This is a genomic window from Dyella sp. (assembly GCF_036746095.1).
Classification (GTDB): domain Bacteria; phylum Pseudomonadota; class Gammaproteobacteria; order Xanthomonadales; family Rhodanobacteraceae; genus Dyella_B.
Genome location: NZ_DAIOEU010000062.1, coordinates 1 through 26,780, shown reverse-complemented (window position 1 = coordinate 26,780; position 26,780 = coordinate 1). Strand labels below are relative to the sequence as shown.

Annotated in this window: 28 protein-coding genes; 17 read left to right on the top strand and 11 right to left on the bottom strand. The window is 62.5% G+C overall.

Going from position 1 to position 26,780, the window contains the following annotated elements:
- The 11 genes from pilM to V7M64_RS18780 all read left to right on the top strand — a co-directional run.
- The coding region (gene pilM / locus V7M64_RS18830) for a type IV pilus assembly protein PilM (protein ID WP_333681275.1) at nucleotides 1-432 on the top strand (432 nt) is incomplete at its 5' end.
- Nucleotides 432-1,133 carry a PilN domain-containing protein gene (locus tag V7M64_RS18825; protein WP_333681273.1) on the top strand — a complete coding sequence of 234 codons (702 nt, stop codon included), beginning with the start codon at nucleotides 432-434 and terminating at the stop codon, nucleotides 1,131-1,133. The genes pilM and V7M64_RS18825, both read left to right, overlap by 1 nt.
- Entirely contained in the window at nucleotides 1,130-1,792 is a 663-nt protein-coding gene (gene pilO / locus V7M64_RS18820) for a type 4a pilus biogenesis protein PilO (RefSeq protein WP_333681271.1), read from the top strand. The genes V7M64_RS18825 and pilO overlap by 4 nt, the downstream gene beginning before the upstream one ends.
- A complete protein-coding gene (locus V7M64_RS18815; protein WP_333681270.1) occupies nucleotides 1,789-2,322 on the top strand; it encodes a pilus assembly protein PilP in 534 nt (177 codons plus the stop codon). Before pilO ends, V7M64_RS18815 begins: the two co-directional genes overlap by 4 nt.
- 55 nt (nucleotides 2,323-2,377) lie before the next feature.
- Complete coding sequence (pilQ, locus tag V7M64_RS18810) at nucleotides 2,378-4,543, top strand: type IV pilus secretin PilQ (RefSeq protein ID WP_333681268.1); 2,166 nt, start codon at nucleotides 2,378-2,380, stop codon at nucleotides 4,541-4,543.
- 129 nt (nucleotides 4,544-4,672) lie between these two features.
- On the top strand, nucleotides 4,673-5,668 hold the full coding sequence (locus V7M64_RS18805) for a MoxR family ATPase (protein WP_333681266.1): 996 nt from the start codon (nucleotides 4,673-4,675) through the stop codon (nucleotides 5,666-5,668).
- A complete protein-coding gene (locus V7M64_RS18800) occupies nucleotides 5,665-6,597 on the top strand; it encodes a DUF58 domain-containing protein (RefSeq protein WP_333681264.1) in 933 nt (310 codons plus the stop codon). Before V7M64_RS18805 ends, V7M64_RS18800 begins: the two co-directional genes overlap by 4 nt.
- On the top strand, nucleotides 6,594-7,091 hold the full coding sequence (locus V7M64_RS18795) for a DUF4381 domain-containing protein (RefSeq protein WP_333681263.1): 498 nt from the start codon (nucleotides 6,594-6,596) through the stop codon (nucleotides 7,089-7,091). Before V7M64_RS18800 ends, V7M64_RS18795 begins: the two co-directional genes overlap by 4 nt.
- Complete coding sequence (locus V7M64_RS18790) at nucleotides 7,084-8,061, top strand: VWA domain-containing protein (protein ID WP_333681262.1); 978 nt, start codon at nucleotides 7,084-7,086, stop codon at nucleotides 8,059-8,061. The genes V7M64_RS18795 and V7M64_RS18790 overlap by 8 nt, the downstream gene beginning before the upstream one ends.
- The gene (locus V7M64_RS18785; RefSeq protein ID WP_333681260.1) at nucleotides 8,058-10,016 is read left to right on the top strand and encodes a tetratricopeptide repeat protein; all 1,959 of its coding nucleotides are present in this window, start codon (nucleotides 8,058-8,060) and stop codon (nucleotides 10,014-10,016) included. The genes V7M64_RS18790 and V7M64_RS18785 overlap by 4 nt, the downstream gene beginning before the upstream one ends.
- The gene (locus V7M64_RS18780) at nucleotides 10,013-11,749 is read left to right on the top strand and encodes a BatD family protein (protein WP_333681259.1); all 1,737 of its coding nucleotides are present in this window, start codon (nucleotides 10,013-10,015) and stop codon (nucleotides 11,747-11,749) included. Before V7M64_RS18785 ends, V7M64_RS18780 begins: the two co-directional genes overlap by 4 nt.
- Here V7M64_RS18780 and V7M64_RS18775 read toward each other — a convergent pair.
- The gene (locus V7M64_RS18775) at nucleotides 11,736-12,257 is read right to left on the bottom strand and encodes an O-acetyl-ADP-ribose deacetylase (RefSeq protein ID WP_333681258.1); all 522 of its coding nucleotides are present in this window, start codon (nucleotides 12,255-12,257) and stop codon (nucleotides 11,736-11,738) included. The two genes, V7M64_RS18780 and V7M64_RS18775, sit on opposite strands and share 14 nt — an antisense overlap.
- Nucleotides 12,258-12,305: 48 nt before the next feature.
- On the opposite strand from V7M64_RS18775, the gene V7M64_RS18770 reads away from it, so the two are divergent.
- A complete protein-coding gene (locus tag V7M64_RS18770; RefSeq protein ID WP_333681256.1) occupies nucleotides 12,306-12,806 on the top strand; it encodes a MarR family transcriptional regulator in 501 nt (166 codons plus the stop codon).
- 124 nt (nucleotides 12,807-12,930) lie between these two features.
- Here V7M64_RS18770 and V7M64_RS18765 read toward each other — a convergent pair whose 3' ends face one another.
- From V7M64_RS18765 to V7M64_RS18755, 3 genes are all read right to left on the bottom strand, one after another.
- Nucleotides 12,931-14,376, bottom strand: coding sequence for a M20/M25/M40 family metallo-hydrolase (locus V7M64_RS18765; protein ID WP_333681254.1), 1,446 nt, complete (start codon nucleotides 14,374-14,376; stop codon nucleotides 12,931-12,933).
- 134 nt (nucleotides 14,377-14,510) lie between these two features.
- A complete protein-coding gene (gene mscL / locus V7M64_RS18760) occupies nucleotides 14,511-14,912 on the bottom strand; it encodes a large-conductance mechanosensitive channel protein MscL (RefSeq protein ID WP_333681252.1) in 402 nt (133 codons plus the stop codon).
- Between the two features lie 78 nt (nucleotides 14,913-14,990).
- Nucleotides 14,991-15,677 carry a fumarylacetoacetate hydrolase family protein gene (locus V7M64_RS18755; protein WP_333681251.1) on the bottom strand — a complete coding sequence of 229 codons (687 nt, stop codon included), beginning with the start codon at nucleotides 15,675-15,677 and terminating at the stop codon, nucleotides 14,991-14,993.
- Nucleotides 15,678-15,960: 283 nt separating this feature from the next.
- Between V7M64_RS18755 and V7M64_RS18750 the strand changes: the two genes are divergently transcribed.
- The 4 genes from V7M64_RS18750 (at nucleotide 15,961) to V7M64_RS18735 (ending at nucleotide 20,536) form a co-directional block, all read left to right on the top strand.
- A complete protein-coding gene (locus V7M64_RS18750; RefSeq protein WP_333681249.1) occupies nucleotides 15,961-17,199 on the top strand; it encodes an efflux RND transporter periplasmic adaptor subunit in 1,239 nt (412 codons plus the stop codon).
- Nucleotides 17,200-17,268: 69 nt separating this feature from the next.
- Complete coding sequence (locus V7M64_RS18745) at nucleotides 17,269-17,955, top strand: ABC transporter ATP-binding protein (RefSeq protein WP_333681248.1); 687 nt, start codon at nucleotides 17,269-17,271, stop codon at nucleotides 17,953-17,955.
- Nucleotides 17,956-18,038: 83 nt separating this feature from the next.
- Nucleotides 18,039-19,208 (top strand): ABC transporter permease, encoded by a 1,170-nt coding sequence (locus V7M64_RS18740; protein WP_333681247.1) that lies wholly within the window; start codon nucleotides 18,039-18,041, stop codon nucleotides 19,206-19,208.
- Between the two features lie 11 nt (nucleotides 19,209-19,219).
- Nucleotides 19,220-20,536: an FtsX-like permease family protein gene (locus V7M64_RS18735; RefSeq protein ID WP_333681246.1), complete on the top strand. Its 1,317-nt coding sequence runs from the start codon at nucleotides 19,220-19,222 to the stop codon at nucleotides 20,534-20,536.
- Between the two features lie 91 nt (nucleotides 20,537-20,627).
- Here the strand turns inward: V7M64_RS18735 and V7M64_RS18730 are convergent, their stop codons facing one another.
- From V7M64_RS18730 to V7M64_RS18715, 4 genes are all read right to left on the bottom strand, one after another.
- Complete coding sequence (locus V7M64_RS18730; protein WP_333681244.1) at nucleotides 20,628-21,410, bottom strand: N-acetylmuramoyl-L-alanine amidase; 783 nt, start codon at nucleotides 21,408-21,410, stop codon at nucleotides 20,628-20,630.
- A 540-nt stretch (nucleotides 21,411-21,950) separates the two neighbouring features.
- A complete protein-coding gene (yedA, locus tag V7M64_RS18725; RefSeq protein ID WP_333681277.1) occupies nucleotides 21,951-22,793 on the bottom strand; it encodes a drug/metabolite exporter YedA in 843 nt (280 codons plus the stop codon).
- Nucleotides 22,794-23,080: 287 nt separating this feature from the next.
- Nucleotides 23,081-23,956, bottom strand: a complete 876-nt coding sequence (locus tag V7M64_RS18720) for a methylated-DNA--[protein]-cysteine S-methyltransferase (protein WP_333681242.1) — start codon at nucleotides 23,954-23,956, stop codon at nucleotides 23,081-23,083.
- A gap of 71 nt (nucleotides 23,957-24,027) precedes the next feature.
- Entirely contained in the window at nucleotides 24,028-24,303 is a 276-nt protein-coding gene (locus tag V7M64_RS18715; protein ID WP_333681241.1) for a hypothetical protein, read from the bottom strand.
- 76 nt (nucleotides 24,304-24,379) lie between these two features.
- Here V7M64_RS18715 and V7M64_RS18710 point away from each other — a divergent pair, with 76 nt between their 5' ends.
- A complete protein-coding gene (locus tag V7M64_RS18710) occupies nucleotides 24,380-24,727 on the top strand; it encodes a Rieske (2Fe-2S) protein (protein WP_333681240.1) in 348 nt (115 codons plus the stop codon).
- 116 nt (nucleotides 24,728-24,843) lie between these two features.
- On the opposite strand, the gene V7M64_RS18705 is transcribed toward V7M64_RS18710, so the two are convergent.
- From V7M64_RS18705 to V7M64_RS18695, 3 genes are all read right to left on the bottom strand, one after another.
- The gene (locus tag V7M64_RS18705) at nucleotides 24,844-25,098 is read right to left on the bottom strand and encodes a UDP binding domain-containing protein (RefSeq protein WP_333681239.1); all 255 of its coding nucleotides are present in this window, start codon (nucleotides 25,096-25,098) and stop codon (nucleotides 24,844-24,846) included.
- 60 nt (nucleotides 25,099-25,158) lie between these two features.
- Nucleotides 25,159-25,332, bottom strand: a complete 174-nt coding sequence (locus tag V7M64_RS18700; RefSeq protein WP_333681238.1) for a hypothetical protein — start codon at nucleotides 25,330-25,332, stop codon at nucleotides 25,159-25,161.
- A 50-nt stretch (nucleotides 25,333-25,382) separates the two neighbouring features.
- A partial coding sequence (locus V7M64_RS18695; RefSeq protein ID WP_333681237.1) for an SLC13 family permease occupies nucleotides 25,383-26,780 on the bottom strand: 1,398 nt, incomplete at its 5' end.

The window sequence follows — 26,780 nt, the reverse complement described above, 5'->3', positions numbered from 1 at the left end:
AACCAGCGCACGATCTACTCGCGCGAACAGGTGTTCGGCGGCAAGCAGCTCACCGATGAAATCATGCGCCGCTACGGCCTTTCCTATGAGGAAGCCGGGCGCGCCAAGCGCAAGGGCGGCTTGCCGGAATCCTACGAGACCGAAGCGCTGCAGCCGTTCAAGGAATCGCTGGTGCAGCAGATCAGCCGTCTGCTGCAGTTCTTCTACGCCGGCAGCGAGTTCAGCAAGGTTGACCAAGTGGTGCTGGCCGGCGGTTGCGCGTCGATCGAAGGCATCAGCGCGATGCTTGAAGAGCAGCTTGGCCTGCCCTGCGTAGTGGCCAATCCGCTGGCGCGCATGTCGCTCTCCAACCGGGTGCAGGCACAGTCGCTGACCCAGGATGCGCCCGCATTGATGATCGCGGTCGGGCTCGCCATGAGGAGTTTCGACTGATGGCACACATCAACCTACTTCCATGGCGTGCCGAACGCCGCAAGCTCCGGCAGCGCGAATTTTTCATGCAGTTGGGCGCGGCCGGCCTGATCGCCGTCGGTGTGCTGTTCCTGTGGTGGTTCTGGATGGATATGCGCATCGACAACCAGAACGATCGCAACGCCTATATGCAGGACCAGATCAAGCAGGTCGATGCACGCCTGGAGAAGATCAAGGACCTGGAAAAAGTTCGTGCACAGCTGCTGGCGCGCAAGCAGATCATCGAGCAGTTGCAGGCCAACCGTTCGCAGATGGTGCACTTGTTCGACGAACTGGTGAAAACCATTCCGAGCAGTGCACGCCTGACCTCGATCAAGCAGAACGGCGACCAGATGGTGCTGGGTGGCGTGGCGCAATCCAACGCCAGCGTGGCCGAATACATGCGCAATATCGAAGCTTCGCCGTGGATGGGACAGGCTGATCTCAGCAAGACCGAGAACAGCCACGACGCGTCGCGGATGCCGTACAGCTTCGGCCTGACGGTGGCGCTCTCCAAGCCCAAGGATGACAGCAACGCCGGCTCCGCCCCCGCTTCGTCGAACACCGGCGCGGCCGCCGCGGCGACGACAACTGCCAAGCCCCCAGTTACGACACCCCCTGCAACGGCGCCCGCATCGGCTAAACCGGTCACTGCGCCGACCAAGGGAGGGTCCAAACAATGAAACTCCTCGACGATCTGCGCAGTCTCGATCGCAACAACGTTGGTGGCTGGCCGAAATCGGTCAAGACGTTTTTCACGGTGTTGTTGTTCCTGGTGATCATGCTGGTTGGCTGGTACGTGGTCATCAGCGACCAGCAGGACCAATTGCAGACGCTGGCCAACAAGGAAGAACAGCTCAAGAAAGAGTTCTCCGAGAAGCAGGCCAAGTCGGTCAATCTCGAAGCGTTGCAGCAGCAGTTGGATGAGATGAAGGACATGCTGCGCCAGTTGCTGCGTCAGCTGCCCAGCAAGACGGAAATGCCCGAGCTGCTGGTGGACGTGTCGCAGACGGCCCTGTCGGCCGGCCTGCAACAGGAGCTGTTCCAGCCAGGCACGGAAATCCCGAAAGATTTCTACGCGGAAAAGCCGATCCAGCTGAAGATGATCGGCACGTATCACCAGTTCGGTGCCTTCATCAGCGGCGTGGCATCGCTGCCGCGCGTGGTGATCCTCACCATGCACGACGTCTCGCTGACACCGCTCAATGCACCGGCCAAGGGTTCGGAGCCGGCCGCCAACCAGCTACTGGTCTTGCAGGGTACGGTGAAGACCTATCGTTACCTCGAAGACTCCGAAACGAACGAGGGCAGCAAGCCGAAGAAGGCCGGGGGGCAGAAATGAGAGTCATGACTGCCATGAAGCCTGCTCGCCTGGTGAAGCTGTCGTTGATGATCGCCACTGCCCTGACGCTGGCGGGTTGTACGCGCGGCATGTCCGACTTGCGTGACTGGGTCGCGCAGGAAAAGGCCAAGCGCGGAGCGCCGATTCCTGCCTTGCCGGTGATCAAGACCTTCGAAACCTTCACCTACAACGACCAGGACAAGCGCGATCCGTTCAGCCCCAGCCAGGACGAGTTGAACCAGAACAACGGCCCGCGTCCGGATGAAGGCCGGCCGCGCCAGCCGCTTGAGGCTTACTCGCTGGATAGCCTGAGAATGGTTGGCACGATCGGTGCTGGCTCCACCATGGAAGCACTCGTCAAAGATCCCGGCGGAGTGATCCATCGCGTGCACATCAACGAATACTTGGGCCAGAACTACGGCCGCGTCACCGCCATCACCGGTGACCACGTCGACCTGGTCGAATTGGTTTCCAACGGCAATGGCGGCTGGATGGAACGTCCAGCCAGCATCGCGCTTGAGGCGAAATAGGAATACAGGGGCTGATGCAATGACTAATCTCAATCAACCAGTCCGGAGTCGCGCCATGCACTTGGGCCACCGTTGCCTGATCATCATCGTGGCGCTGGGCTCTGCTGTCTGGGCCAGTGCCGCTGCAGCCAGCACGCTGCAGAACATCTCCTACAAAACGCTGCCGGGCGGGCGCGTCGAGCTGCGCATGAGCTTCGACAGCAACCAGGTGCCGCAACCGAACATCTTCACGACCGAAACGCCGCCGCGCATCGCGATCGACTTTCCGGACACCACCAACGATGCGGCCCGCCACCAGGATATCGGTGTCGGTACCACGACTGGCGTGTCGGCGGTGGCCGCTGGTGGACGTACCCGCGTGGTGGTCGAGCTGATGCAGGCGTCCACTTATAAATCGAGCGTGGAAGGCAACAGCCTCGTGCTGGTGGTCAACAACGGCACGCAATCGCAGCCGGTGACGACCGCGGCGACCATCGATCCCTCGAAGGCGTTGCCATCGGCACTTGACGGCCCGGCGATCAGCAACATCGACTTCCAGCGGGGGCCGAATGGTTCCGGCCGCGTGCTGATCAATTTTGCCGGTGCCGGCGCCAATGCGAACATGCGCCGCGAAAACGGCGACATTGCCGTGGACGTCACCCACGCGCAGCTTCCGGCCAGCCAGTCGCAACGCTTGAACGTGCTGGATTTTGCGACACCGGTGCAGTCGATTTCGCCCAAGTCCACGCCGAACGGTGCGCGTATCGACATTGCCTACAGCGGCGACGTGAATGTGTCTTCCTATCAGACTGGCAACCAGTATGTGGTGGAGGTGACGCCGAAGAAGCAGGAGTCGAAGAACACCAACCCGGCCTCCGAGGCGCAACCGGTTTACTCGGGCAGCCGTGTGACCTTCAACTTCCAGGACATTCCGGTGCGTTCCGCGCTGCAATTGCTGGCGGACGTGTCGGGCCTGAACTTGGTCGCTTCCGACACCGTGGGCGGAAGCGTCACGCTGCGCCTGGTGAACGTACCGTGGGACCAGGCGCTGGACGTGATCCTTCGCTCCAAGGACCTGGACAAGCGCCGTGATGGCAACGTGATCTGGATTGCACCACAGAAGGAACTGGCTGATTACGAACAGAGCGTGGCCGATGCGCGCTTCAAGGCGCAGGATACGGCGCCGCTGATTACGACTTACATTCCGATCAGCTACGGCAAGGCGCAGGACATCGTGAAGCTGCTGACGACCGGCGCTCAGCAAAGTACGGGCGGCGGGGGTGCAGCGAGCGGCGCGGCGGGCGAGCATCGTGGCTTCCTTTCCCCGCGTGGCAGCGTCACCTTCGACCAACGCACGAATACCCTGCTGCTCAACGATACGGCTGAAAAGACCACTGAGATACGCGCTATCGTCGCGGAGCTGGATCGCCCGGTGCAGCAGGTGCTGATCGAATCGCGCATCGTCATTGCAACTGACGATTTCGAACGCGACCTGGGTGTTCAGTGGGGCGTAAACGGGAGGCAGGTCAACCCGAGTGGCCAGACGCTCTCCTTAGGCAGTGGTCTTCTGCCCGCAACGTCGAGCGGTACCACGACCACCACTTACAACGGTCTGCAGAACTACCAGCAAGTCAATTTGCCGGCCACGCCGACTACCGGCACTGCCTCGACCATTGCTGCCGCTATCCTTGGTAAGAACTACGCGTTGGACCTGGAGTTGTCCGCGTCACAAGCGGAAGGACGCAGCCAGCTGGTATCCAGCCCGCGCGTGATCACCGCCAACCAACAGGAAGCGGATATCCGTCAGGGTCAAGAAATCGGCTATGTCACCTACCAGAACAGTGTAGGAGGTGGTGGCGCCAGCGGTACGGCCACGGTGGCGTTCAAGGATGCCGTGCTGGAACTGAAAGTCACCCCGACCATCACTGCCGACAACCGCGTGTTCCTGGCGATCAACGTGAACAAGGATTCATTGCACAACTACATCACGGTGCCAGGGAGCGGCCAGGTGCCTATCATCGATACACGCTCGCTCAATACGTCGGTGCTGGTGGACAATGGTCAGACGGTCGTGCTGGGTGGTATCTACGAAATTACCAAGACCGACAACATCAACAAGGTGCCGTGGCTGGGTGATATCCCCGGTGTCGGCTTCCTGTTCCGCAGTACGCAACGCGTGAACGACAAGGATGAACTGCTGATCTTCGTCACCCCGCGCATCCTCAGCGACAGCCTGCAATAAGGGCGGACTTGCCAGACAAATCAAAGGGGCGGCCAGTGTGCCGCCCCTTTTGCTTTACGACGGACAAACGACCAAACTTTCCTACACCGTTGTGGTCTTAAGCCCCACCAAGCAGTACAGGATTCTCGGATGGACATGCCCCCAATCCCCACACCCGGGCATCTGCAACAAGCATTTTCCCGCCTTCGCGATGACCTCAAGCTACAGATCATCGGCCAGCCGCGGCTTATCGACTGCTTGTTGATCGCCTTGCTGGCCGACGGCCATCTGCTGGTCGAAGGCGCCCCTGGCCTGGCCAAGACCACGGCGGTGAAGGCGTTGGCAAACCGCATCGCTGCCGATTTCCATCGCGTGCAATTCACGCCGGACTTGCTGCCCGCCGACCTGACCGGCACCGATGTGTTCCGGCCGCAATCGGGTACCTTCGAGTTCGAGCGCGGGCCCCTTTTCCACAACATCGTGCTGGCCGACGAAATCAATCGTGCGCCGGCAAAAGTGCAATCCGCCTTGCTTGAGGCGATGGCCGAGCGGCAGATCACCGTAGGCCGCAATACCTGGCATTTGCCGGAGCTGTTCATGGTGATGGCCACGCAAAACCCGATCGAGCAGGAAGGTACGTTTGCACTCCCTGAAGCCCAGCTCGATCGCTTCGTGATGCATGTGACCATCGGCTATCCGGATGCCGCCGCTGAGTTGGCCATTCTCCGGCTTGCGCGAGAACAGGCGAGCCGGCGAGTGCGCGAAGCCGTTCCCGCCACCGTGTTGGTCTCGCAAGACGAGGTATTTGCTGCGCGCAAAGCGGTATTGGATGTGCATGTCGCGCCAGCATTGGAGCAATACCTCGCGCAGCTGGTACTGGCCACCCGCGATGCAGGGCAATATGGCCCCGAGCTCAAACGCTGGATCGCCTGGGGCGCCAGCCCGCGCGCCACCATCGCGCTGGATCGTTGCGCCCGCGCACAGGCTTGGCTGAGCGGGCGCGATTTCGCCCTGCCGGAAGACGTACACGCCATCGCGCATGAAGTGCTGCGCCATCGCGTCCTGCTCAGTTACGAAGCGGAAGCCGAAGGCATCCGCAGCGATAAGGTCATCAACCGCTTGCTGGATCTCGTTCCCTTGCCGTGAACGCAGTCGTATCGAACCAGACGGATGGCGATGGGCGCGTCCGCGTTTCGTTGGCGGAATTGATCGCCCTGCGCGGTCGCGTCACACGTTTGCGCATGCCGCCACAGGATAGCCGTGCCACGCGTGTGGGTACGCAAACCAGCCGTCTTTACGGCCGTGGCATGGATTACGCCGAATCCCGCGCTTATCAGCCGGGCGATGACGTGCGCCGCATGGATTGGCGATTGACCGCGCGCAGTGGCCGCCTGCACACCAAGCTGTTTCAGGAAGAACGCGAAGGCCAACTGCTGATTTTGCTCGATCAACATCCCAGCATGCGGTTCGGCACGCGTGTGCGCTTCAAATCGGTGCAGGCCGCCCGCGCTGCTGCGTTGGCGGCGTGGCACGCGGTCAAGGCCGGCGAGCGCGTGGGGCTGATGGTGTTTGGTGAAAGCAGCCACCTGCAACGCCCGCGTGGCGGCGTGCGTGGTGCACTGGATGTATGTGGCGCGTTGGCGCAGTGCGATACCGCAGCTTCCGGACAAGGCCAGCCGCTGTCGCAGGCATTGCAGCATGTGATCAAGCTCCAGCACGGCGCCAACCGGGTGTTGCTGATCAGCGATGGCCAAAGCAGCGATCAGGCTGCACGCGATCGCCTGCTGGAAATGATGCGCCATACCGCCGTACGCACGCTGATCGTCGCAGACGTGCTGGAACTGCAGCCGGCTCCGGCAGGCAGCTATCCAGTGGAGCATCATGGCGAACGTCGGCGGCTGATCCTGCAAACAGAACATCAACGCAAAGCCTTCCAGCAAAGCCTGGGTGAAGGACAAGCAAGACTCGCAGCGATCGCCACGTCGCTTGGTATTCCTTACCGCATCATCGATACGGCTGCCGATCCGTTGGATGCCGTCGGCGCATTGCTGCGCAATGCCGGGGGACGGCGATGAGCGCGCAGCTGCCACAGGATCGGTTGCCCCTGCGCGACATCCATTTGCCACCCGATCCGTCGTGGTGGCCGCCTGCGCCGGGCTGGTGGCTCGTGCTGGCCCTGGCAGTCGTATTGCTGGTAACCGCCTATCTTTTTTACCGCCGTGCACGTCGCGCACGCATCTGGCGCGCACGCGTTCTGCATGAAATCCGGCAATTGGCGGATCGCCATGCGCATGACGACATCGCTTACGCCACCGCCTTGCATCAACTCCTTCGCCGGGCCGTATGGCGTTACAGCGCCGGGGCACACCACCTGCAAGGCGAACCATGGCGGCATGCACTGGCCCAGGTGCCCGTTGACGATGCGACGCTCGATACGCTCATGACGCTCGAAGCGCGGATGTACCAGCCGCATGCCCAGTTCAACCGAACCGCTGTTGAAGAAGCTGCGCATCGTTGGCTGCATGCCGCGTGGCGGCGCATGAAACCGCAGGAGCGCGGTCATGCCTGAGTTCGCATGGCCGTGGGTCTTCGTCATGTTGCCACTGCCGTGGTTGATCTGGCGCGCGGTGAAACCTGCATCGCCAGGGCAGGCGTTGCGCTTGCCGCATGCCTCGCTGTCGTGGAGCGCGGGCGGCCATCCGGCAACGCGCAGCGCGGCGTCCTGGTTGCTGGTGCTGGGCTGGCTTGCGTTGCTTACGGCGGCGGCAAGGCCCCAGATCATTGGACCGCCGCAAGCGCAAACGCACAGCGGTCGCGCGATGATGCTTGCGGTGGATCTCTCCGGCAGCATGGAAACGCCGGACATGGTGCTGGGCGGCCAGCAGTTGAGCCGCTTCGGTGCGGTGGAAGCCATTGCGGGCGATTTCATTTCCCGCCGCAGCGGCGACGAGCTTGGCCTGGTGCTGTTTGGCACGCACGCGTTTCTGGTCACGCCGCTTACGTATGACCTCAATGCCGTGCGCGCGCAGTTGCAAAGCGCCTCGGTTGGCCTGCCTGGCACCGAAACCGCGATCGGCGATGCGATTGCCGTGGCCGTGAAGCGCCTCGCTGCGTTGCCGGAGCAAGCGCGTGTGCTGATCCTGCTGACGGATGGCGTCAACAATTCCGGCAGCATCTCGCCGCAGGACGCGGCACGTGCCGCCAAGGCAGCCGGCGTGCGCATCTACACCATCGGTATCGGTGCCACGCGCATGGTGGTTCCCGGCTTGTTCGGCAACAGCGTGGTCAATCCGTCCGCCGACCTGGACGCGGACATGCTCACTTATATCGCGCATGAAACCGGCGGCCAGTTCTATCGCGCCACCGACGGCAACCAGCTTGCCGACGCCTACCGCGCCATCGATGCGCTCGAGCCCATGCCGCAAAAAGGCCGCGAATTTCGCTTGCATCACGAACTGTTCCGCGTACCGCTCGCGGTGGCCGGTGTTTGCCTGCTGTTGGGCTTGCTATGGCCACGCTGGAAAGGAGTCGGTACGTGAGCGCAGCCCTGCATCAATTCCATTTCTTGCAACCGCCGTGGCTGTTGGGACTGCTGGCATTGCCGCTGCTGATCTGGTTCGGCACGCGCGGCAATGCCTCGCAGCGCGCACTCAGCCGGCTGGCCGATCCGGCATTGCTGCCGCACCTCGTCGGCGGCCAGGCGCGCCACACCCGTGCCCCTTCGGGCTTGCTCGCACTGGGCTGGATCCTGGGTGTGCTGGCCTTGGCGGGCCCGACGTGGAGCCGTGTGACCGCGCCGATGTTCAACGATCGCGCGGCACAGGTGGTTGCGCTGTCGCTGTCGCAGCATATGCTCGCGCGCGACGTGCAGCCAACCCGGCTTGAGCGCGCGCGTTACAAGGCGCGTGACCTGTTGATGGCGAACCAGGATGGTTTGAACGCACTCATCGGCTATGCCGGCCAGGCATTCGTGGTGGCGCCCCTGACCAGCGACGCGCACAGCCTGGAATCATTGCTGGAAGCCATGTCGCCCGATGTAATGCCGGTCGACGGCAACGATGCTGCGCAAGCCATCCGGCAAGGGGTGAAGCTGATTCACAACGCCAAGCTTGCCAGTGGCTCGATCGTGCTGCTGACGGATGATGCCGATGCGGCAGCCCAGGCCGCGGCCCGTGCAGCGCTGTCATCCGGGGTGCATGTTTCCGTGTTGGGTGTCGGCACACCGCAAGGCGCGCCCGTCGCCAGTGCCGAGGGCGGCTTCATGCACGACGAACAGGGCAACATCGCCATCGCTCGGCGCAATGATGCCGACCTGCGCGCGCTTGCTGACGCAGGTGGCGGTCGCTATGTCGCCATGAGCGATGACGCGCAGGACGTGGCTGCTTTGCACGCGTCGCTACGGCCGCCACAGCACGCATCGGTGGCGCAAGGACAGGAAGCTGACGCGTGGCAGGACCGTGGTCCATGGTTGCTGCTGCCGCTGCTGCTGGTCGCAGCGATGGCCTTCCGTCGCGGCTGGATCCTGATGCTGCCGTTGATCCTGTTACCGACGCTGCCCTCGACTGCCCACGCTTCCGGCTGGCGTGACTGGTGGCAGCGACCGGACCAGCAAGCGGCAAGCGCCTTGCGCGAAGGCAATGCGACAAAGGCGCAGCAGCTTGCGCAAGACCCGGCCTGGCGCGGTGCGGCCGCTTACCGCGCTGGCGATTACGCCGCCGCCGCACAGGCGCTGCAGCAGGCCAAAGGCGCCGATGCGCCTTACAACCTGGGCAACGCGCTGGCCAAGCTTGGCCGCTATCAGGACGCCATCAAGGCTTACGATCGCGCGCTGCAACTGGATCCACACAATCAGGATGCACAGGCCAACCGCAAGCTGGTGGAAGAGGCGATGCGCAAGCAACAACAAGCATCGTCCTCGCCGCAGCAACAGCACTCGGGCGGGCAGGGCGGCCAGAACCATCAGCAAGGGCAGAACGGGCAGTCGTCCGGTCAAGCCCAGCAAGGTCAAGGACAGCAGAACGGGCAGTCCGGCCAGCAGCAGGGCGGTGATCGGCACGCAAAGGATCAAGGCCAGAACGGCCAGCATCAACAGTCTGATGCGCAGCAGGGCAACGCGGGGCAAAACAACTCGCCTTCCGACGATGGTCAGCAACAGCGCGCTGCGCAAGGCGACAGTTCCCCGGCGCAAGATGCATCCAAGCCAACGCCAGCGCCCGCCTCCAGCAGCGAGAGGGCGCAAGCCGAAAAAGCGCAGCAAGGCTTGCAGGCACAAATGAACCAGGCCTTGGCCGGCGCACAAAAGAAGGCCAGCACCACGCCTGCGCATGAACTCGGCGCCGTCGAGAGTGGTGATCCACTGTCGAAACTACCCAACGACGTGCGACGCGACTTGCAGCGCGTACCCGACGATCCCGGCGCCTTGCTGCGAAGAAAATTCGAACTGGAATACCGCCAGCGCATGGGTGCGCAACCGGTGGAAGGAGATCAGCCATGAAACACCGTTGGCTGCTGTGGCTCTGTTTGTTGCTGCCGTGGACCGCCATGGCGTCCAGCGTGCAAGCTACGCTGGATCGCAACGACGTGCACCTGGGTGAAACCGTCACGCTCAACCTGCGCATCAGCGATGCCATGACGGCAAGTACCCCGGATCTCAGCGCGCTCGATCACGATTTCGAAGTACTTGGTACCTCGACCAGCAGTTCGCTCAGCGTCATCAACGGCAAGCAAAGCGCTGAGCTGATCATCGGCGTTGCATTGCGTCCCAAGCATCAAGGCGATTTGCAGATTCCACCGTTGACGGTGGCGGGCAGCCAGACCAACCCGCTCACCTTGCACGTGGAAGCGCCGGACACCTCGGCGAGTTCCCACACTGGCCAGGATGTTTTCGTCGAAGCGCAAGCAAGCGCCGATCACGTCTATCTCGGCCAGCAGATTCTGTACACCGTGCGGCTTTTCTATGCGGGTGATCTCGACGGCGGCAGCTTGCCCAACCCGGACGTCAACGGTGCAGAGCTGAAGCAACTGGGTAACGACATCAACTACGAATCCGTTCGCAATGGCCGCCGCTATCACGTCGTCGAACGCCGCTATGCGTTGACGCCGCACCATGCCGGTTCGCTGGTGGTGCCCTCCATCGAATTCCAGGGCGAAATGCTTGATCGCGGCAATCCCAACGACCCGGGCGGCTTTTTCAATCCAGGCGGCTTGTTCGGCAACACCACGCCAGTCACGGCGGATTCGCCCGAAGTAACCATCAACGTGCAGGCGCCACCTGCGAACTGGGGCCAGACCACCTGGTTGCCTGCGCGCTCGCTGACGCTCAGTCTGCAAGGCATGCCAGGCGATGACAAACTCACCGCCGGCCAGCCACTCAACCTGCGCCTGAGCGTGGATGCACAGGGCTTGTCAGGCGACGCGCTGCCACCGTTGAGCCTGCCGACCATCAACGGCGCCACGGTCTATCCCGACCAGCCGAAGACAAGCACGCACGACGACGGAGAATGGCTGACGGGCCATAGCGAGCGCGGCTTCGCGATCATTCCGCAGCACGCCGGCACGTTGACCATTCCGGAAATCACGCTCACCTGGTTCGACGTGCAGAGCGGACAGAAGAAAGTCGCCACCATTCCATCGCATACCTTGACCGTGATAGCGGCGAACGGTGCGCCCGCACCTGCTGCGACAGCATCGCAATCCGCAATGGCGCCTTCCTCCGCCGCCGCAAGCAGCGCGGCGGCGCCAGCCAGTGCAGAAGTTGCACCGGTTGCGCCATCACCCACGCCGTGGCGCTGGATCGCACTTGGCAGCATCGCGCTGTGGCTTTTGAGTGCGGCAGCGTTCGCGTGGTTGTACGGCAAGCGCAAACGTGCACCGGCATCGGTGGCGAAACCGCGCATTGAACCCACGGATTCGACACGCACGCTGCGCCAGGCATTTTTGGAATCTGCGCGCGGTGATGATCTCGCCACCCAGGCGCGTCGCCTGCTTGCCTGGGCGCGTGCCGAGCGACCAGGGGTGCGCAATCTGGGACAGGTGGCCGATGCGCTGGCGTCGGAACAACAGCGCGCAGCGATCACGCAACTGCAGCGCGAGCAATATGCCGGCGCGTCAGCGGAAGCGCGGGTCGACTTCGCCGCGGCATTTGCCAAGGGATTTGCCTGGCGGCAGGACGGCAAGGCCGAAACCGAATCGCCGTTGCCGCCGCTCTACCCGTTCAAGCTTGATTGAGCGCTTCCTGCCAGATCGCCGCCATGCGCTCGTCGAAGCAACAAAGCTGCACCTCCATCGCGGCATGGAGCGTAAGCACATCGCGCAGGCTGGCAATCGCCACGCGCGCAGCTTGCTCCGCCGGATAGCCGTAGACACCGCAGCTGATCGCGGGAAAGGCGATGGTGCGAACCGCATATCGGGCCGCCAGGGCGATGGACGAGCGATAGCACTGCGCCAGCAGCTCGGCTTCGCCGTGATGGCCGCCCTTCCACACCGGTCCCACCGTATGGATTACATGGCGTGCCGGCAGCAGGAATGCCGGCGTGATGCGCGCATCCCCGGTCGGGCAACGCACGCCGGGTGCCACTTGCGGTAAGGCTCTGCAAGCTTCCAGCAAGGCAGGGCCGGCTGCCCGGTGAATGGCACCATCCACGCCGCCGCCGCCCAGCAAGGCCGGGTTGGCCGCGTTCACGATGGCGTCCAGGGCCAGCCGGGTCAGGTCGGAAGTGACAACGCTAAGGGCCATATTTGGGCTTATGCTTGGGCACGTGTTGCTTTGCTAGGCGTCCGCATCATGCCAAAGACGGAAGATATTTCCTTCGGTTACTTGCTGAACGACATCACCTTGCTGTTCCGCAAGCATTTTGACCGACGTGCGGTGAAATTCGGTTTGACGCGCGCCCAGTGGCGCGCCACCAAGATGCTCTATCACCGCGAAGGCTTGCGGCAGACCGAGCTGGCCGAATTCCTCGAAATGGAGCCGATCGCCGTGGGCCGCGTGATCGACCGGCTGCAGGCCGCGGGATTCGTGGAACGGCGGCCCGATCCCAAGGACCGCCGCGCCTGGCGCCTGTACACCACCGCGCAGGCCAGCGGAGTGATCGATGACATGGAGCACATCGCCCGCGAACTGCGGCGCGAATGCACCAAAGGCGTCAGCTACGAGGAAATGACGCAGGCGATGGACGTGCTGACGCGCTTGAAAGAAAACCTGCAGGCGCTCGATGCGGCCGAGGCACCGGCCGAGCGTGAGGGAGATGCCGAGCTGGCATCGTCCCTCGATGAGGAAAGCTGACGCCTCGCGAAGCCGGTAGTCCGGGACGGAATCCCAGTATGACCAACCATGCCGATGTGCTGGAATTTCATCCCGGCCTACGTGAACTGCGCCCCGGCTTTCGCCGGGGCGACGATGCTTCAGCTCAGTCTTCCGCGCCATCATGCGCGAACGCGCCTGGCGCCGAGCCGAAGTCGCCGTTCGCTTGCGCCGCCATGTACGAGAACACGGCATACACCGCTACGTTCTGCGCCAATTGCTTGGGATCGATCTTGTCCAGCGTGTCGTTGGCCGTATGGTGCCAGTCGAAGTAGTAGGTGCCATCCTGGGTAAGGCTCAGCGCCGCCATGCCCTTGCCGTGCATCTGCGAGAGATCCGAGCCGCCGCCGCCGGGCTTCTTCACGTCATAGCTCACGCCGATCGGCGCCAGCACCTTGGCGATCTGCGCGATCGCGCCGCGTGCTTCCGGCTTCACGCTGGCGCTCATTCGCCATACCGGGCCGGAACCGAAATCCGACTCCGTGCCGAGCTGGAACTTGTTCACGTCCGCCGCATGCTTGTCGGCATACGCGCGGCCGCCCCACAAGCCCATTTCCTCGTTGGCGAAGGCGATCACGCGGATGGTGCGGTCGGGACGTTGCGGCAGATCGTGGATCAGTTTGGCCGCGCCGACGGCGATGGCGACACCGGCGCCGTCATCGATCGCGCCGGTACCCGGATCCCAGGAGTCCAGATGGCCGCCGATGGCGACGACCTGGTCGGGGTATTTGCTGCCGGTGATTTCGCCGATCACGTTCGCGCCGGTGTATTGGCCTTCGATGCCGCAATCGAGGTCGAGCTTCACCGTGACTGGCTTGCCATAGGCCAGCACGCGCTCAAGCTGGTCGGCATCGGGGTTGGATAGCGCGGCGGCAGGAATCGCCTTGGCCGGGTCGGTAAATCCAGTGACGCCCGTGTGCGGCGTACGGCTGTTGGCATCGGTGCCGGCGGAGCGCAGCAGATAACCGGCAGCGCCTTTTGCCTGCGCGATCACCGGGCCTTGCACGCGGATCGGCGAGCCGATGCGGCCGTAGTCCAGTCCATCCTTGTGCCGCTGCATGCGTTCGCCGATGTACACGATCTTGCCTTTCACACTGGCCGGATCGGCCGCTTTCAAGGCATCCAGCGTAGGGAACTGCACCACCTCCGCGGTAAGGCCGCCCTTGGGCGTCGCGGGCGAATAGCCCAGCGCGATGATCGTCAGCGGCTGCGGAAAGGGCGACACGATGGCGGCGTGCTCGCTGCGGCGTACCCACAGCGGAAACGTCACCGGCTCGGTATAGACCTTGTCGAAGCCCAGCGCCTTGAACTTCGCCACCATCCAATCACGTGCACGTTGATCGTTCACGCCGCCGGCCAGTCGCGCGCCCACTTCGGTGGTCAGGCCTTCCACCACGTTGTAGGCGGTGTCGTCGTGCATGGCCTTGTCGCGCAACTGCTCGGCCGTCTGCACGGCGGAAGCGGAAATCGTGGTGGGTGCATCCTTGGCGCAAACAAGTCCGGTAGCCAGCATCAAGCTGGCGGCGAGCGCAGTGAGGGAGGGACGTTGCATGGGCGGCTCCTGGTGACGAATCTCGCATTATGAGGCTCGTCTCAGGCAGTGCTTAGGCCGGAAGTCATGTATTTGTAAGAAGGAAAAGCAACACGCGTTGGCTGGGATGACATTCCAGCCAACGCGGCAATTGGCTATTGCTTGTTTTTCAATAGATCGCGGATTTCCGTCAGCAGCACCACTTCCGGTGGGGTTGCAGCCGCCGCCTTGGTGTAGAACCTGTTGACGATCTTGATCAGCAGGAAGATCGCAAAGGCCACGATCACGAAGGCCAGGATGCTGTTGATGAAGCTGCCGTAGGCAATGGCGATTTCGGGAATCTTGTGCGCCGGATTGCTGTTGTCGGCCGGCCGGATCACCACCTTCATGGCGGAAAAATCGATGCCGCCGGTGGCCCAGCCCAGCGGCGGCATGATCACGTCGTTCACCAGCGAGGTGACGATCTTGCCGAACGCCGCACCGATCACCACGCCCACCGCCATGTCGAGTACGTTGCCGCGCATGGCAAATTCTTTGAATTCTTGCAGCATGCTCATTGCCGTCTCCCTAGGTTGTGTGCCGGATGGCGTTGTGACTGTAATGCATGGCGATGCTGCGCAGGAGGCACGAATCGTTCAGATGATCTTGCCTTCCAGCACCGCGATGTCCTGCAGTTCCGCGCGGAACCGATCGCCGCGCCGCAATGCCGCGACGCCGGCAGGCGTGCCGGTGAAAATCAGGTCGCCTGGCTTGAGCTCAAACAATGCCGACAGCGCGACGATGATGTCCGCCACGCCATGCACCATCTCGCCGAGTTGGCCTTGCTGGCGCAGCGTGCCATTCACCTCAAGACTGATGCGCGTCTGCGCATGCGGCGCGGCTTCGCTGGCCACGCGCAAGGCGGACACCGGCGCGGAATGATCGAACGCCTTGGCCACGTCCCACGGATGGCTCTTGGCTTTCGCGACCGCCTGCAGATCGCGGCGCGTGAGGTCTAGCCCTACGCCATAGCCAAAGATCGCCTGTAGCGCCTGGGCGGCATCCAGGTTCTGGCCGCCGGCCTGCAAGGCCACCACCATCTCCACTTCATGATGCAGGTCGGCGGTGGCGGACGGATAGGGCACGTCTGCGCCACCAGTGACTACGGCATCGGCCGGTTTGCAAAAAAACATCGGTGCCGATGCGTCGACTGCGGCGCCCATTTCACGCGCGTGCTCGGCATAGTTGCGGCCGATGCAGAACACGCGGCGGATGGGAAAGCGTTCCTCGCGGCCAATGACCGGGAGGCTGGGAATGGCAGGAGGATCGATGAGGTAGCGCATAGCAAAAAGGGTAGCAGCTTCATGCATCTGGCAAGAAGATGGCCATGGCAGGTATCTGCATTTCGTCAGCAGTCCCGCTCGTGGGCGGTGTGAAGTCGGTGGCAATGCAAGCAAGAATGGACAACTCTCTTGGGCTTTTGCGGGTAGCGGCATTGTCGAATTGGCGCCCGCCCGTACGTCTTAGACATGACAGCTGTCATTGGCAAGGGTTGATGAGCGCACGTGGAAACGCGCATGGCCCGGCCACTATCGTGTGCCAATCGGGGACAACAAGGACAAAAGCGTGAGCAATACCGATCTGCTGAAGGAATTGAAGATCGAGCGCCATCAGCGCGAGGAACATCGAAGTGGCGGCGGCCCAGGGCCGTGGCCGTGGATCATCGGCGGCATCGTGCTCGTGCTGCTGGCACTCGGCGGCGGCTGGTGGTGGTTCTCGCACCGGCCGATACCCGTGCATGTTGCGCAGGCGGTGGCGGCGAGCAGCGACCCGTCTGCGGGCGCCGTGCTGCAGGCCACCGGTTACGTCACGGCGCGCCGGCAGGCCACGGTATCGGCGCAAATCACCGGCACCCTGACCGCCGTGCTGATCGAGGAAGGCGATCACGTGAAGGAAGGGCAGATCCTGGCCAAGCTCGATGACAGCCAATACAAGGCCGCGCTCGATACGGCCGTCGCGCAGGCCAAGGCGGCGCATGCGCTGGTAAACCAGTATCAGGCGCAACTGGCGCAGAACCTGCGCGATGCGGACCGCGACGACGCACTGGCCAAGCAAGGCCTGGTATCCAAGCAGGCCGCCGAGCAGGCGCGCACGCTGGTCAGCAGCACGCGCGCGCAACTGATGTCGCAGCAGAGAAATGCAGCGGCTGCCGACGCGCAAGTGGTGGAAGCGCAGGTCAACTACGGTTACTGCCTTATTCGAGCGCCATTCAACGGCGTGATCACCACCAAGGATGCACAGGTCGGCGAAGTGGTCTCGCCGTTCTCCGCCGGCGGCGGCTTCACGCGCACCGGCATCGGCACCATCGTCGACATGGATTCGCTGGAAGTGGACGTGGACGTCAACGAGGCCTATATCGGCCGCGTCACGCCGAACATGCCAGCCGAAGCGGTGTTGGATGCCTATCCGGATTGGCGCATTCCCGCGCATGTCATCGCCATCGTGCCGGCGGCCGACCGCGGCAAGGCGACGGTGAAAGTGCGTGTGGCGATGGAAAAGAAAGATGCGCGCATCGTGCCCGACATGGGCGTGCGCGTGTCCTTCCTGGAGGCGAAGCCGGCCGTCGCCACGCAAGCGCCGAAAGGCGTGCTGGTGCCAGCCAAGGCGATCGTGCAGCGCGACGGCAGCGAGAGCGTGTTCGTGGTGGTGGATGGCAAGGCGCACCGCCAGACCGTGCAACCTGCTGCACAGCCGTCGGGCGATATGCGCTTGATCCCGGCATCGGTCAATGCGGGCGACAGCGTGGTGCTGTCGCCCCCTGATGACCTGCACGACGGTTCCAGCGTAAGCGTGCAAACCCAATAACCAGCAACCGGACTCACGGAGCGCTTATTTATGCGCGACCAAAACAGTTCCACTCGGGAGGATGTAGCAATGGGTACGTTGATCGAGATTCGCGATCTTTCCAAGGTCTACGAACGCGGCCGGCAAAAGGTCGAGGTGTTGCACCACATCAACCTCAACATCGCCGAGGGTGATTTCCTGGCCTTGATGGGGCCGTCCGGTTCGGGCAAGACCACGCTGCTCAATCTGGTTGGCGGCCTGGATACGCCCACCGGCGGCAGCATCAGCGTGGCCGGCCACCGCATCGACCAACTGGGTGCGGGCGCACTTGCGCGCTGGCGTGCATCGAACGTCGGCTTCGTGTTCCAGTTCTATAACTTGATGCCGACGCTGAGCGCGCAGAAGAACGTCGAATTGCCATTGCTGCTGACCAAGCTGTCGAGCGCGCAGCGGCGCAAGAACGCCGCCATCGCGTTGCAACTGGTGGGGCTGGCCGAACGTGCTTCGCACAAACCGAGCGAGCTTTCCGGCGGCCAGCAACAACGCGTGGCGATCGCGCGTGCGATCGTGTCCGACCCGGCCTTGCTGGTGTGCGACGAACCTACCGGCGACCTGGATCGCCAATCGGCGGAAGACGTGCTGGGCCTGCTGCGCCAGCTCAATCGCGAACACGGCAAGACCATCGTGATGGTGACGCACGATCCGAAGGCGGCCGAATACGCCGACCACACCTTGCACCTGGACAAGGGCACGCTGGTCGAGCAGGCCACGGCGTAGCTTATGGCAAGCCATTCCCCCTCATCCGCCCTTCGGGCATCTTCTCCCCGGAGGGGAGAAGGGAAGTCGCAGAGGAATTTTCCATGAAATACTTCCATCTCATCTGGGCGGCGCTGTTCCGGCGCAAGACCCGTACCATTCTTACGTTGGTGTCGATCGCAGCGGCATTCCTGTTGTTCGGCATGCTCGATGCCGTGCGCACGTCGTTCGATCAGGCAGGCAAGAGCGCCAACGGCGCGCAGCGGCTGCAGACCGGTTCGAAGCTGTCCTTCATCGAAACCTTGCCGCAGGGCCTGGGCCAGCAGATCGCCACGGTGCCGGGCGTGAAATCAGTGGCGTATTCCAACTGGTTCGGCGGTGCGTATCAGGATCCGCACAACCAGGTATTCACCTTCGCGGTGAGCGACAACTACATCGACCAATATCCGGAAGTGCAGGTAAGCGACGCGGCGCGCAAGACTTATCTGGAAACGCGCACCGGCGTTCTGGTGGGCGAGAAGCTGATGGAGAAATATCACTGGAAGGTGGGTGACCAGATTCCGCTGCAATCGAACATCTTTCCCCAGCAGAACGGCAGCAAGAATTGGACCTTCAACATTGTCGGCGTCATGCATCCGAAGGAAGCGAGCGCGGGTTTTTATGCCCAGATCATCCTGATGCACTGGAAGTACTTCGACGACAGTGTGCAGAAGGGCTACAACAACGGTCGTGTCGGCTGGTTCGTTACGCGCGTGAACGATGTGAACCAGGCGGACCGTGTGGCCAAGGCCATCGACGCGCTGTCGGCCAATTCCGATCATGAAACCCGCACGCAGACCGAAGCGGCCGCCACGGCATCGTGGATGAAGCAATTGGCCGATATCGGGCTGATCGTGGGATCGATCATGGGCGCGGTGTTTTTTACGCTGTTGCTGCTGACCGGCAACACCATGATGCAGGCGGTTCGCGACCGTACGTCGGAACTGGCGGTGATGAAAACGCTCGGCTTTTCCGATCACAGCGTGCTGGCAATGGTGCTGGCCGAATCGATCTTGCTGGTGCTGCTGGGTGGAGTCATCGGTATCGGGCTGGCGGCATTGCTGATTCCCGGTGTGAGTGCAAACAGTGGCGGCATGCTGAATCTGCCCACCGTCGGCGCGAGCAGCTGGGGACTGGGCATCGGCTTGATGTTGTTGATCGGTGCAGTGGTGGGCGCGATACCCGCGTGGCGGGCGATGCGCTTGAACATTGTCGATGCGCTGGCCGGTCGTTAAAGGAGCACAGCATGAAATTTCTCTTCAATCTCGGTGTGGTGATCGCCCTGTGCGTGGCTTTGGTGCTGTGGGCGATGGTGCCGTGGTATGCAGTGGCGATACTCGCTGCGTTGTTTGCGGGCTGGTTGGCGCTCAGCCGCCGTGGCCGGCAAGCTGCTTCGGTTACCGGTGTGGGCATCAGCACGCTCCGGCAGCGGCTGGGTTCGTCGTCGGTGGTAATCATCGGTATTGCCGGTGTGGTCGGCGTGCTGGTGGCGTTGCTGGCGATGGGCGAGGGCTACAGCGAAACATTGCGCAAAACCGGTAGCGACGACACCGCCATCGTGTTGCGTGGCGGTTCGGCCAGTGAAGTCAGTTCGGTCATGAATCGCGACAGTATTGTGGTGATCAACCAGGCGGCGGGCGTCGCACGCGACAGCCAGGGCAAGCCCATTACGTCCGGTGAAATCGTGGTGGCCGCCAATCTGCCGGTAAAAGGCGGTGCGCCGGACGAAGAAGGCAGCGTGCAGTTGCGCGGCGTAGGAGAGGGTGCCTGGGCCTTGCGTCCCAACCTGAAAATCATCGCCGGACGCAAATTCCAGCCCGGCATGCGCGAGCTGGTAGTGGGGCAGGGTGCGCAACGCCAGTTCGCAGGGCTGGAACCCGGGCGCGATCTGAAGCTCGGCACGCAAGCGTGGAAAGTGGTCGGCGTGTTCGCTTCAGGCGATGCGCTCGATTCGGAAATCTGGGGCGATGCCGATGTGGTTGCCGAAGCCTACCGGCGCGGTAGCAGCCGCACATCGGTCGTGGTGAAGCTGACGGATGCGAAAGCCTTCGATACCTTCAAGGCGGCGCTGGCTGGCGATCCGCGTCTGCAGGTCGACGTGGATACCACGCTCAATTACTTCAGCAAGCAATCCGAAGGCATGAGCAAGGTGATGCGCATCATGGGCATCACGGTCGGCACGATCATGGCGATCGGCGCGATCTTCGGCGCACTCAACACCATGTTCGCCGCTGTGGCCACCCGTGCACGCGAAATCGCGACGTTGCGCGCGATCGGCTTTCGCGGCGTGCCGGTGGTGGTTGCAGTGATGCTGGAAACCATGCTGCTGGCGCTGATCGGCGGTCTGATCGGCGGTGGCCTGGCCTGGCTGATCTTCAACGGGTTCACCGCATCCACGCTGGCCGCTGGCACCACCGGACAACTGGCGTTTACCTTCAAGGTGACGCCGGGCCTCATGTGGGAAGGCTTGAAGTGGGCGTTGGCGATCGGGTTCGTCGGCGGGCTGTTCCCGGCCTTGCGCGCGGCGCGTCTACCGGTGACAACGGCGCTGCGTGAGTTGTGATCCATGCGGGTTGAGGGCGCAAACCTCAACCCGCATTCAATCCAACGTTCCTTCGACCCTTCATGACTTTATTTTCTTCATCGGGCCTGCATCACGGGAAATATTTATCGACCAGGGCATACAGGGCGGCAGTAGTTTCGGTGTCTAAATTCCCGTCGTAGTTGGACGGCCGGAAGTGAAGCTGAAATGCTCTGACGAGATTTCGCAGGCCACGCGGCGATTGCACCGCAGAAGTGTCGTAACCGTATCTCTTGAATTTATCGATCACTTCATTCTGGTCGGGATGTTTCAAGCTAAATCTTTGACGGTATTCTTCCTTGGCGTTCTCGTCATACCAGGCGCCAATGCCTGCTTCGTAAAGGTCTTTCCAAGGGAAGGCTGCGCCGGGATCGCTTTTGCGGCCCGGCGCAATATCGCCGTGTCCCAGTACATGAGTCGGCTCGATGTCTGGATAACGTTGCAGGATATTCAAAGCCAGTTGTTTGATCGCGTGGACCTGTTCGGGACGGTATGGGGGAAAGGTAAATACGCCGCCATTATCCGAAGCAAGATTTACGATTTCGATACCAATGGCCGTGTCGTTCAAGTTATTGCGACCGGCCCAGTGGCTGACACCCGCGTGCCACGCGCGCTCGTTCTCGTCGACCAGATTAAAGATGCGCATGTTCTTGAAGCCGGCATCGACATAGCTTTGATCTGCGGGGTCAGGAATCAGGTAGTGCGCGCTGACTCCGCCATTGCCGGCGAGCGCCCTCACAGATGCCGCAAAATTGATGGCCGTATAGTGCATGATAAGAAAGCGCGTGCGGCGGTTGTATCCTTTGACGGCCCGATAGCTGTTGTAGTCGATTTTGTACATGGCGAGTTCCTTCATGAGTGGGTCTCCTTCAGGTAGAAGGTTCAGACGTTGAAACCTCGAACTGTCTTTCGAAGTTTTGATGCAACGATTTGAACGTCGGCCCGTGTACGGTTTTTGGATCCCCACGCGGGTCGAACATCAGGCGTGAGGGAACGTACTGCGCGCGGATCGCGGCCGTGCGTTATTCATTGCAACGTCGCTTGTCGCGGAGCCTGGACGGATGTGTCGCTCTGGGAAGCCAGGCAAAAAGCTACACGGCCGTTCGTGGGCCCATGATTGGCACTCCGCTTATTTCCGTTGGGGTAACGGTGCCGGCCAGAAAATCTCTTTCCGGATTTCAGCTCGATCGCAGATGTGGCGCTTAAGATCGTGCGAGTCGCTCGGCATGGAACGTTCGCTCTGACATGGTTGTTGCGTGCCGCGCGCCTTCAGACACGCAGCAGCGGCAGCAAAAAAGCTTGATCACGTTCGGCGGCGCGTTGTAGACCGTTCCGGCCCCGGTGCACGCGCAGATCGCGGGCAGCCCGCATCACGCGCGTTGCGTTTTGATCACAATCAATGCGCGTGTTTTTTTTGACGTGCGAACGTGATGGTGCCAACGCCCAGCAGAATGATGGCCATGCCGGCCAGGTCGTACGGTCCCACCTTTTCATCCAGCAGCAGCACGCCAAACAGCACGGCAACCGGCGGATTGACATAGGCATAGCTGGTCGCAAAAGCGGGGCGTGCATGTTTCAGCACGTACAGGTACGCACTGAACGCCACCAATGAGCCGAATACCACCAGATAGCCTGCTGCCAGCGTGGCGTGCAGCATGGGATGCGCAGGCAGCTTCTCGCCACCGATGAGTCCGGTAGCGAGCAGGGCCACGCTTCCGCACAGCATTTGCGCAGCCGTATTCATCATCCCTTGCGGCATGTCCTGGTGCTTGCTCCATACCGAACCAAACGCCCATGCAATGGACGCCACAAGCAGCGCCGCGGCACCTACGTGCGAGCCGGACAAGGCGCTGCCAAGGTTCAGCACGATCACGCCGAGAAAGCCAATCAGCAACCCGATGGTTTCGTTGCGTACCGGCCAATCCTTGTACAGGCCGGCAAAGATCGCCGCGAACAACGGCATGCTCGCCACCGTCACTGCCGAGATGCCCGAGCTCACGCTCTCCTCGGCGTAACACACCAGGCCATTGCCGAAGCCCAGCAACAGCACACCGGTGATGGCTGCGTTCCTCCATTGGCCTGCGCTTGGCAACGCAGCACCACGCAGGCGCAGATAGCCGAACAGCAGCGAACCGGCGATGGCAAAGCGCAAGCCAGCCAGCAGAAAGGGCGGATAGCTTTCCAGCGCAATGCGTATGCCCAAGTAAGTGGAACCCCAGACGATGTACAGCGCAAACATCGCCAGCGGTACCCAACGGCCGGCACGGCTCTGGTCGCTTGCCAAGGCAAGCGTGTTGTCAGCGGAATCGTTCATGGGTGTCGGTGGGGAAGGACGAACCTAACGATACCCGCATGGCGTGCTTTGCAGTAGCGGCGGCCATGCAAGGTGGCCTTGATGCGGAATCAAGGTGGGTATATCGGTTCGCTCGAACTGCTCAGAGGCGTAGGTTGAAGGAGGCGCAGTCGAATCCAACGAGGCATGCCGGTGTTCGGGATCGTTGGGGTTCGCGTTCGGCCCACCCCATCCTAGGCATGTTCGTGCGCAGCGGCGTGCTGGCGATCTTCCTGCTCCAGCAGCATGCGCTTGCGCTCCACCCCCCAGCGCCAGCCGCCGAGCGAACCATCCTCGCGCACGATGCGGTGGCAGGGCACGATCAAGGCAAGCCGGTTGTTGCCACAGGCCTGCCCGATGGCGCGCGCCGCACCGGGTTTGCCGAGTTCCGCCGCCAGTTCGCCATAACTCTTGGTGATGCCCGCAGGAATGCGCGTAAGCGCTTCCCACACGCGCCACTGGAAGGCAGTGGCGGCAATATCGAGCGGCGGCATGTCCGGTGCTTCGCGATCGCTCCAGCCCAATTGCGCGGCGATGCGGGCGATCACGGCGTCCAGCCATTCCTCGCGGCCGTTGTCGACGCGTTCCCGGCTGGCCTTGGGAAATTCATCCGCCAGCCGCCGCTCCAGTTCTTGGTCGCTGGCACCCAGCGTGACCGAGCAGATGCCTTTGGCCGTCGCCGCGACCAGCAACTGCCCCAATGGCGTGCTCGTAGTGGTGTAACGGATGTGCGCACCCGCGCCGCCGGCGCGATAGCTGGCCGGTGTCATGCCGAGCAGGCGGTTGGTGTGTTCGTAGACGCGGCTGCCGGAGCCGAAGCCGGCGTCATAGACCGCATCGCTCACGGCAGCGCCCTTGCGCAAGGCGGTTTTGAAGTGTCCAAAACGGCGGGCGCGATGGTATTCGGCCGGGCTCATGCCATAGCGACGACGGAACGCGCGTTGCAGATGGCTGGGGCTGAGCTTGGCGGCATGCGCCAACGCCGTAAGCGAGGGTGCTTCCGTCGCGCGCTCGATCAGCGCGCGGACGTGTTCCAGCGGGGCTTCAAGGGGAGCGAGGGAATTGCGCATGGCAGTATCCAAAAAGGAACGTTGCCGTCAGCTTAGGCGCGCTGGCCCATGGCCAGCTATCCGGATATTGCTCAGTGGTGAGTGACCGGGCGCGAGTTGTGAATGACCACATACTCGCCTTCCAGCACTTCCGGCTGGCGCGCTTTCCGGCCGGCGCCCGGCATCGCGGCACGGCCGCGCTTCCACTGCCGCCATACCAGCCACAGCGCGCCGCCAACGGTCAGCACGCCGGCCACGACCAGGCCGAACACCATCAGCACACCAACCACGATCAAGCCGAGCACCACGGACAAGGCCTGGGCGAGCGGGTGACGACGGCGGTGCAGGAGCGGTAGGACGACGCGCATGTTAAAAATCCGTATGGTAAAATCAAGGACTTACGCGCGTAACGATGAGGCCATAGGGCCTATAAGGCAAGTGCCGATGGAAACGACAAGCCCAGCTCGCCGCCTCTGCCGGCTGCACGACATGCCCGATGGCGAGGCGATGGCGCTGGACGTGCCGTTGGCCGACGGCGAGGAAAGCCTGATCCTGTTGCGGCGTGGCGAACACGTCAGCGCGTGGCTGAACATCTGTCCGCACGCCGGTCGACGCCTGGACTGGTCGCCGGGCAAGTTCCTGTTGTCGAAGGGCATGCTGGTGTGCGCGGCACATGGGGCGTGCTTTGGTGTGGACACCGGCGAATGCGTAAGTGGCCCCTGCAAAGGGGAGAGCCTGCGGGCGGTACCGGTGCGAGTCGAACAGGGCGAGGTCTTGCTGGACCTGGAGTGAAATCCCAGCATCGCCACGCTTAATAAACCTGGGATTTCACCCGACCTACAGGCGCGCATCGACCAGCTCCTTCGGCAACACGCCTTTGATGTCATGCGCCACGCCATTGGGCATGGTTAGCGCGCACCGTCATAAGCACCACCTGCCTTGAATTGCTGGTGCGCCACGGCGAGTACCACGGCCGCATAGATGCCTGTTTCATCCACCTCCGGCAGCAAGCGCACGCCGTAATGCCTGTGCGCTTCCGCCGCATCCGCCCATGGATCATGCGCGTCGACGGGCGGGCCGAAGCTTTCCAGTTCGCGCACCAGATCGACCACGCGGGTGTTGCGCAGGTCCGCGCAGTTCTGCTTGAACGTCAGTCCCAGCACCAGAACGCGGATTCGCGGATCGCGTGGCCTTGCCCACCATCAATTCGATCACTTCCGCCACTACGTGCTGATCAAGGCGATATTGGCATCGCGCTGCGTGTTCTCGATCACCTTGGCCGCTTCCGTGTCGTAGCCGAACGTATCCAATAGCCGTCCAAATGCCACCGCGAGCGGCAGGCCGCCATAACCGAGCCCGATCACGGCAAGGCGAAGGTTGCTTGGATGTATCACCACGAGTGTTCAGGCGGTCCACGTCGAAACATCGCGCCAGAATACCGGCAGATCTACCGGTAGATAAGATTGATCGCCACCAGCGTGATCACCAGCACGATAAACGTCAGCGGCACGCCGGCGCGCAGGAAATCCCTGGCGCTGTAGTCGCCGGGGCCGGTGACCATCATCAGCGCCGGATGGCCGGAGCTGAGCAGGAACGTGTTCGATGAGGACACCGCGACAATCAGCGCGTACGCCGAAGGATTGCCGCCCGTCGCCACCGCAACGCTGATCGCCACCGGCACCATCATCACCGTGGCGCCAACGTTCGACATCACCTGCGAGAACAGCAAGGTCAGCAGTGCCAGGGACAGCTGCAGAATCCAGGGCGAAGCATGGCCAAGATGCAGCAGCACTTCCTGCGCCACCCACGCGGCGGTGCCGGTGGAATCCATCGACCAGCCCAAGGGAATCAGGCAAGCGGTGACGAAGATGGTCTTCCAGTTCACCGCCTTGTAGGCCTCGTCCATGTTCAACACGCCGGAGAGCAGCATGCCGATGGCGCCAGTCATCATCGCGATGGACAGGTCGAGATTGGTGAACAGCGCCAGGCCCTTTGCCAGCAGAAAGAAACCGACGGCCTGCCAGATCTTGTTGGGCCGTTGTTCTTCGCGCGGGATGTCGGTGACGACGACGAGATCCTTGTCTTCGGAGACCTCCTGCAGCGCTTTCCAGCTTGAATGCAGCACCAGCGTATCGCCGGTGCGCAGGCTTACCGCACGCAGATCGTCGCGGTAGACCTGGTCGCCGCGCGTCACCGCCAGCACGGAGATGCCGTAGCGCTTGCGCAGGCGCAGTTCGCCCACCGATTGCTTGAGGAAGCGCGAGCTGGGTGGAATCACCGCCTCGGAAATGCCGGCGCGGGTGGGATTGAACAGCTCGCCCAACTGGCGCATGCGCGGCGATAGGCGGCACAGCTGGTTGTTGGCGAAGCGGTTCAATTCATCGCGCGGCCCCAGCACGCCCAGCACGGAACCCACCCAGATCACCTGGTCGGCCGGCGGCGCCATGCGCGCGTCATTGCCGCTCTTGATCGCCAGGATCAGCGGTGCGCCGTGCAGCTGTTCCACCTCGCCGATGCTCATGCCGACCAGCGGGCTTTCGGCCGTCACCGTCAGCTCCGCGGTTTCGCCGACGATGCCATAGGTTTCGGCAAAGTAGCTTTCGGTACGGCCAGGCGTCACTTTCTGCCGCTCGTCTTCCCGATTCGGCAGCAACTTGTTGGTGTAGATATAGAAGAACAGCACACCCGCCACAGCCAGCGCCAAACCCACGGGCGTCACGCTGAAAAGCCCGAATTTCGGCACCGTCTGCGCGCCCGGCGGCAGGTTGGCGTTGGCGCTGGCGATCAGGTCGTTGAGCACGATCAGCGGTGAGTTCGCGATCAGCGTGGTGTTGGTGGCGGTGAG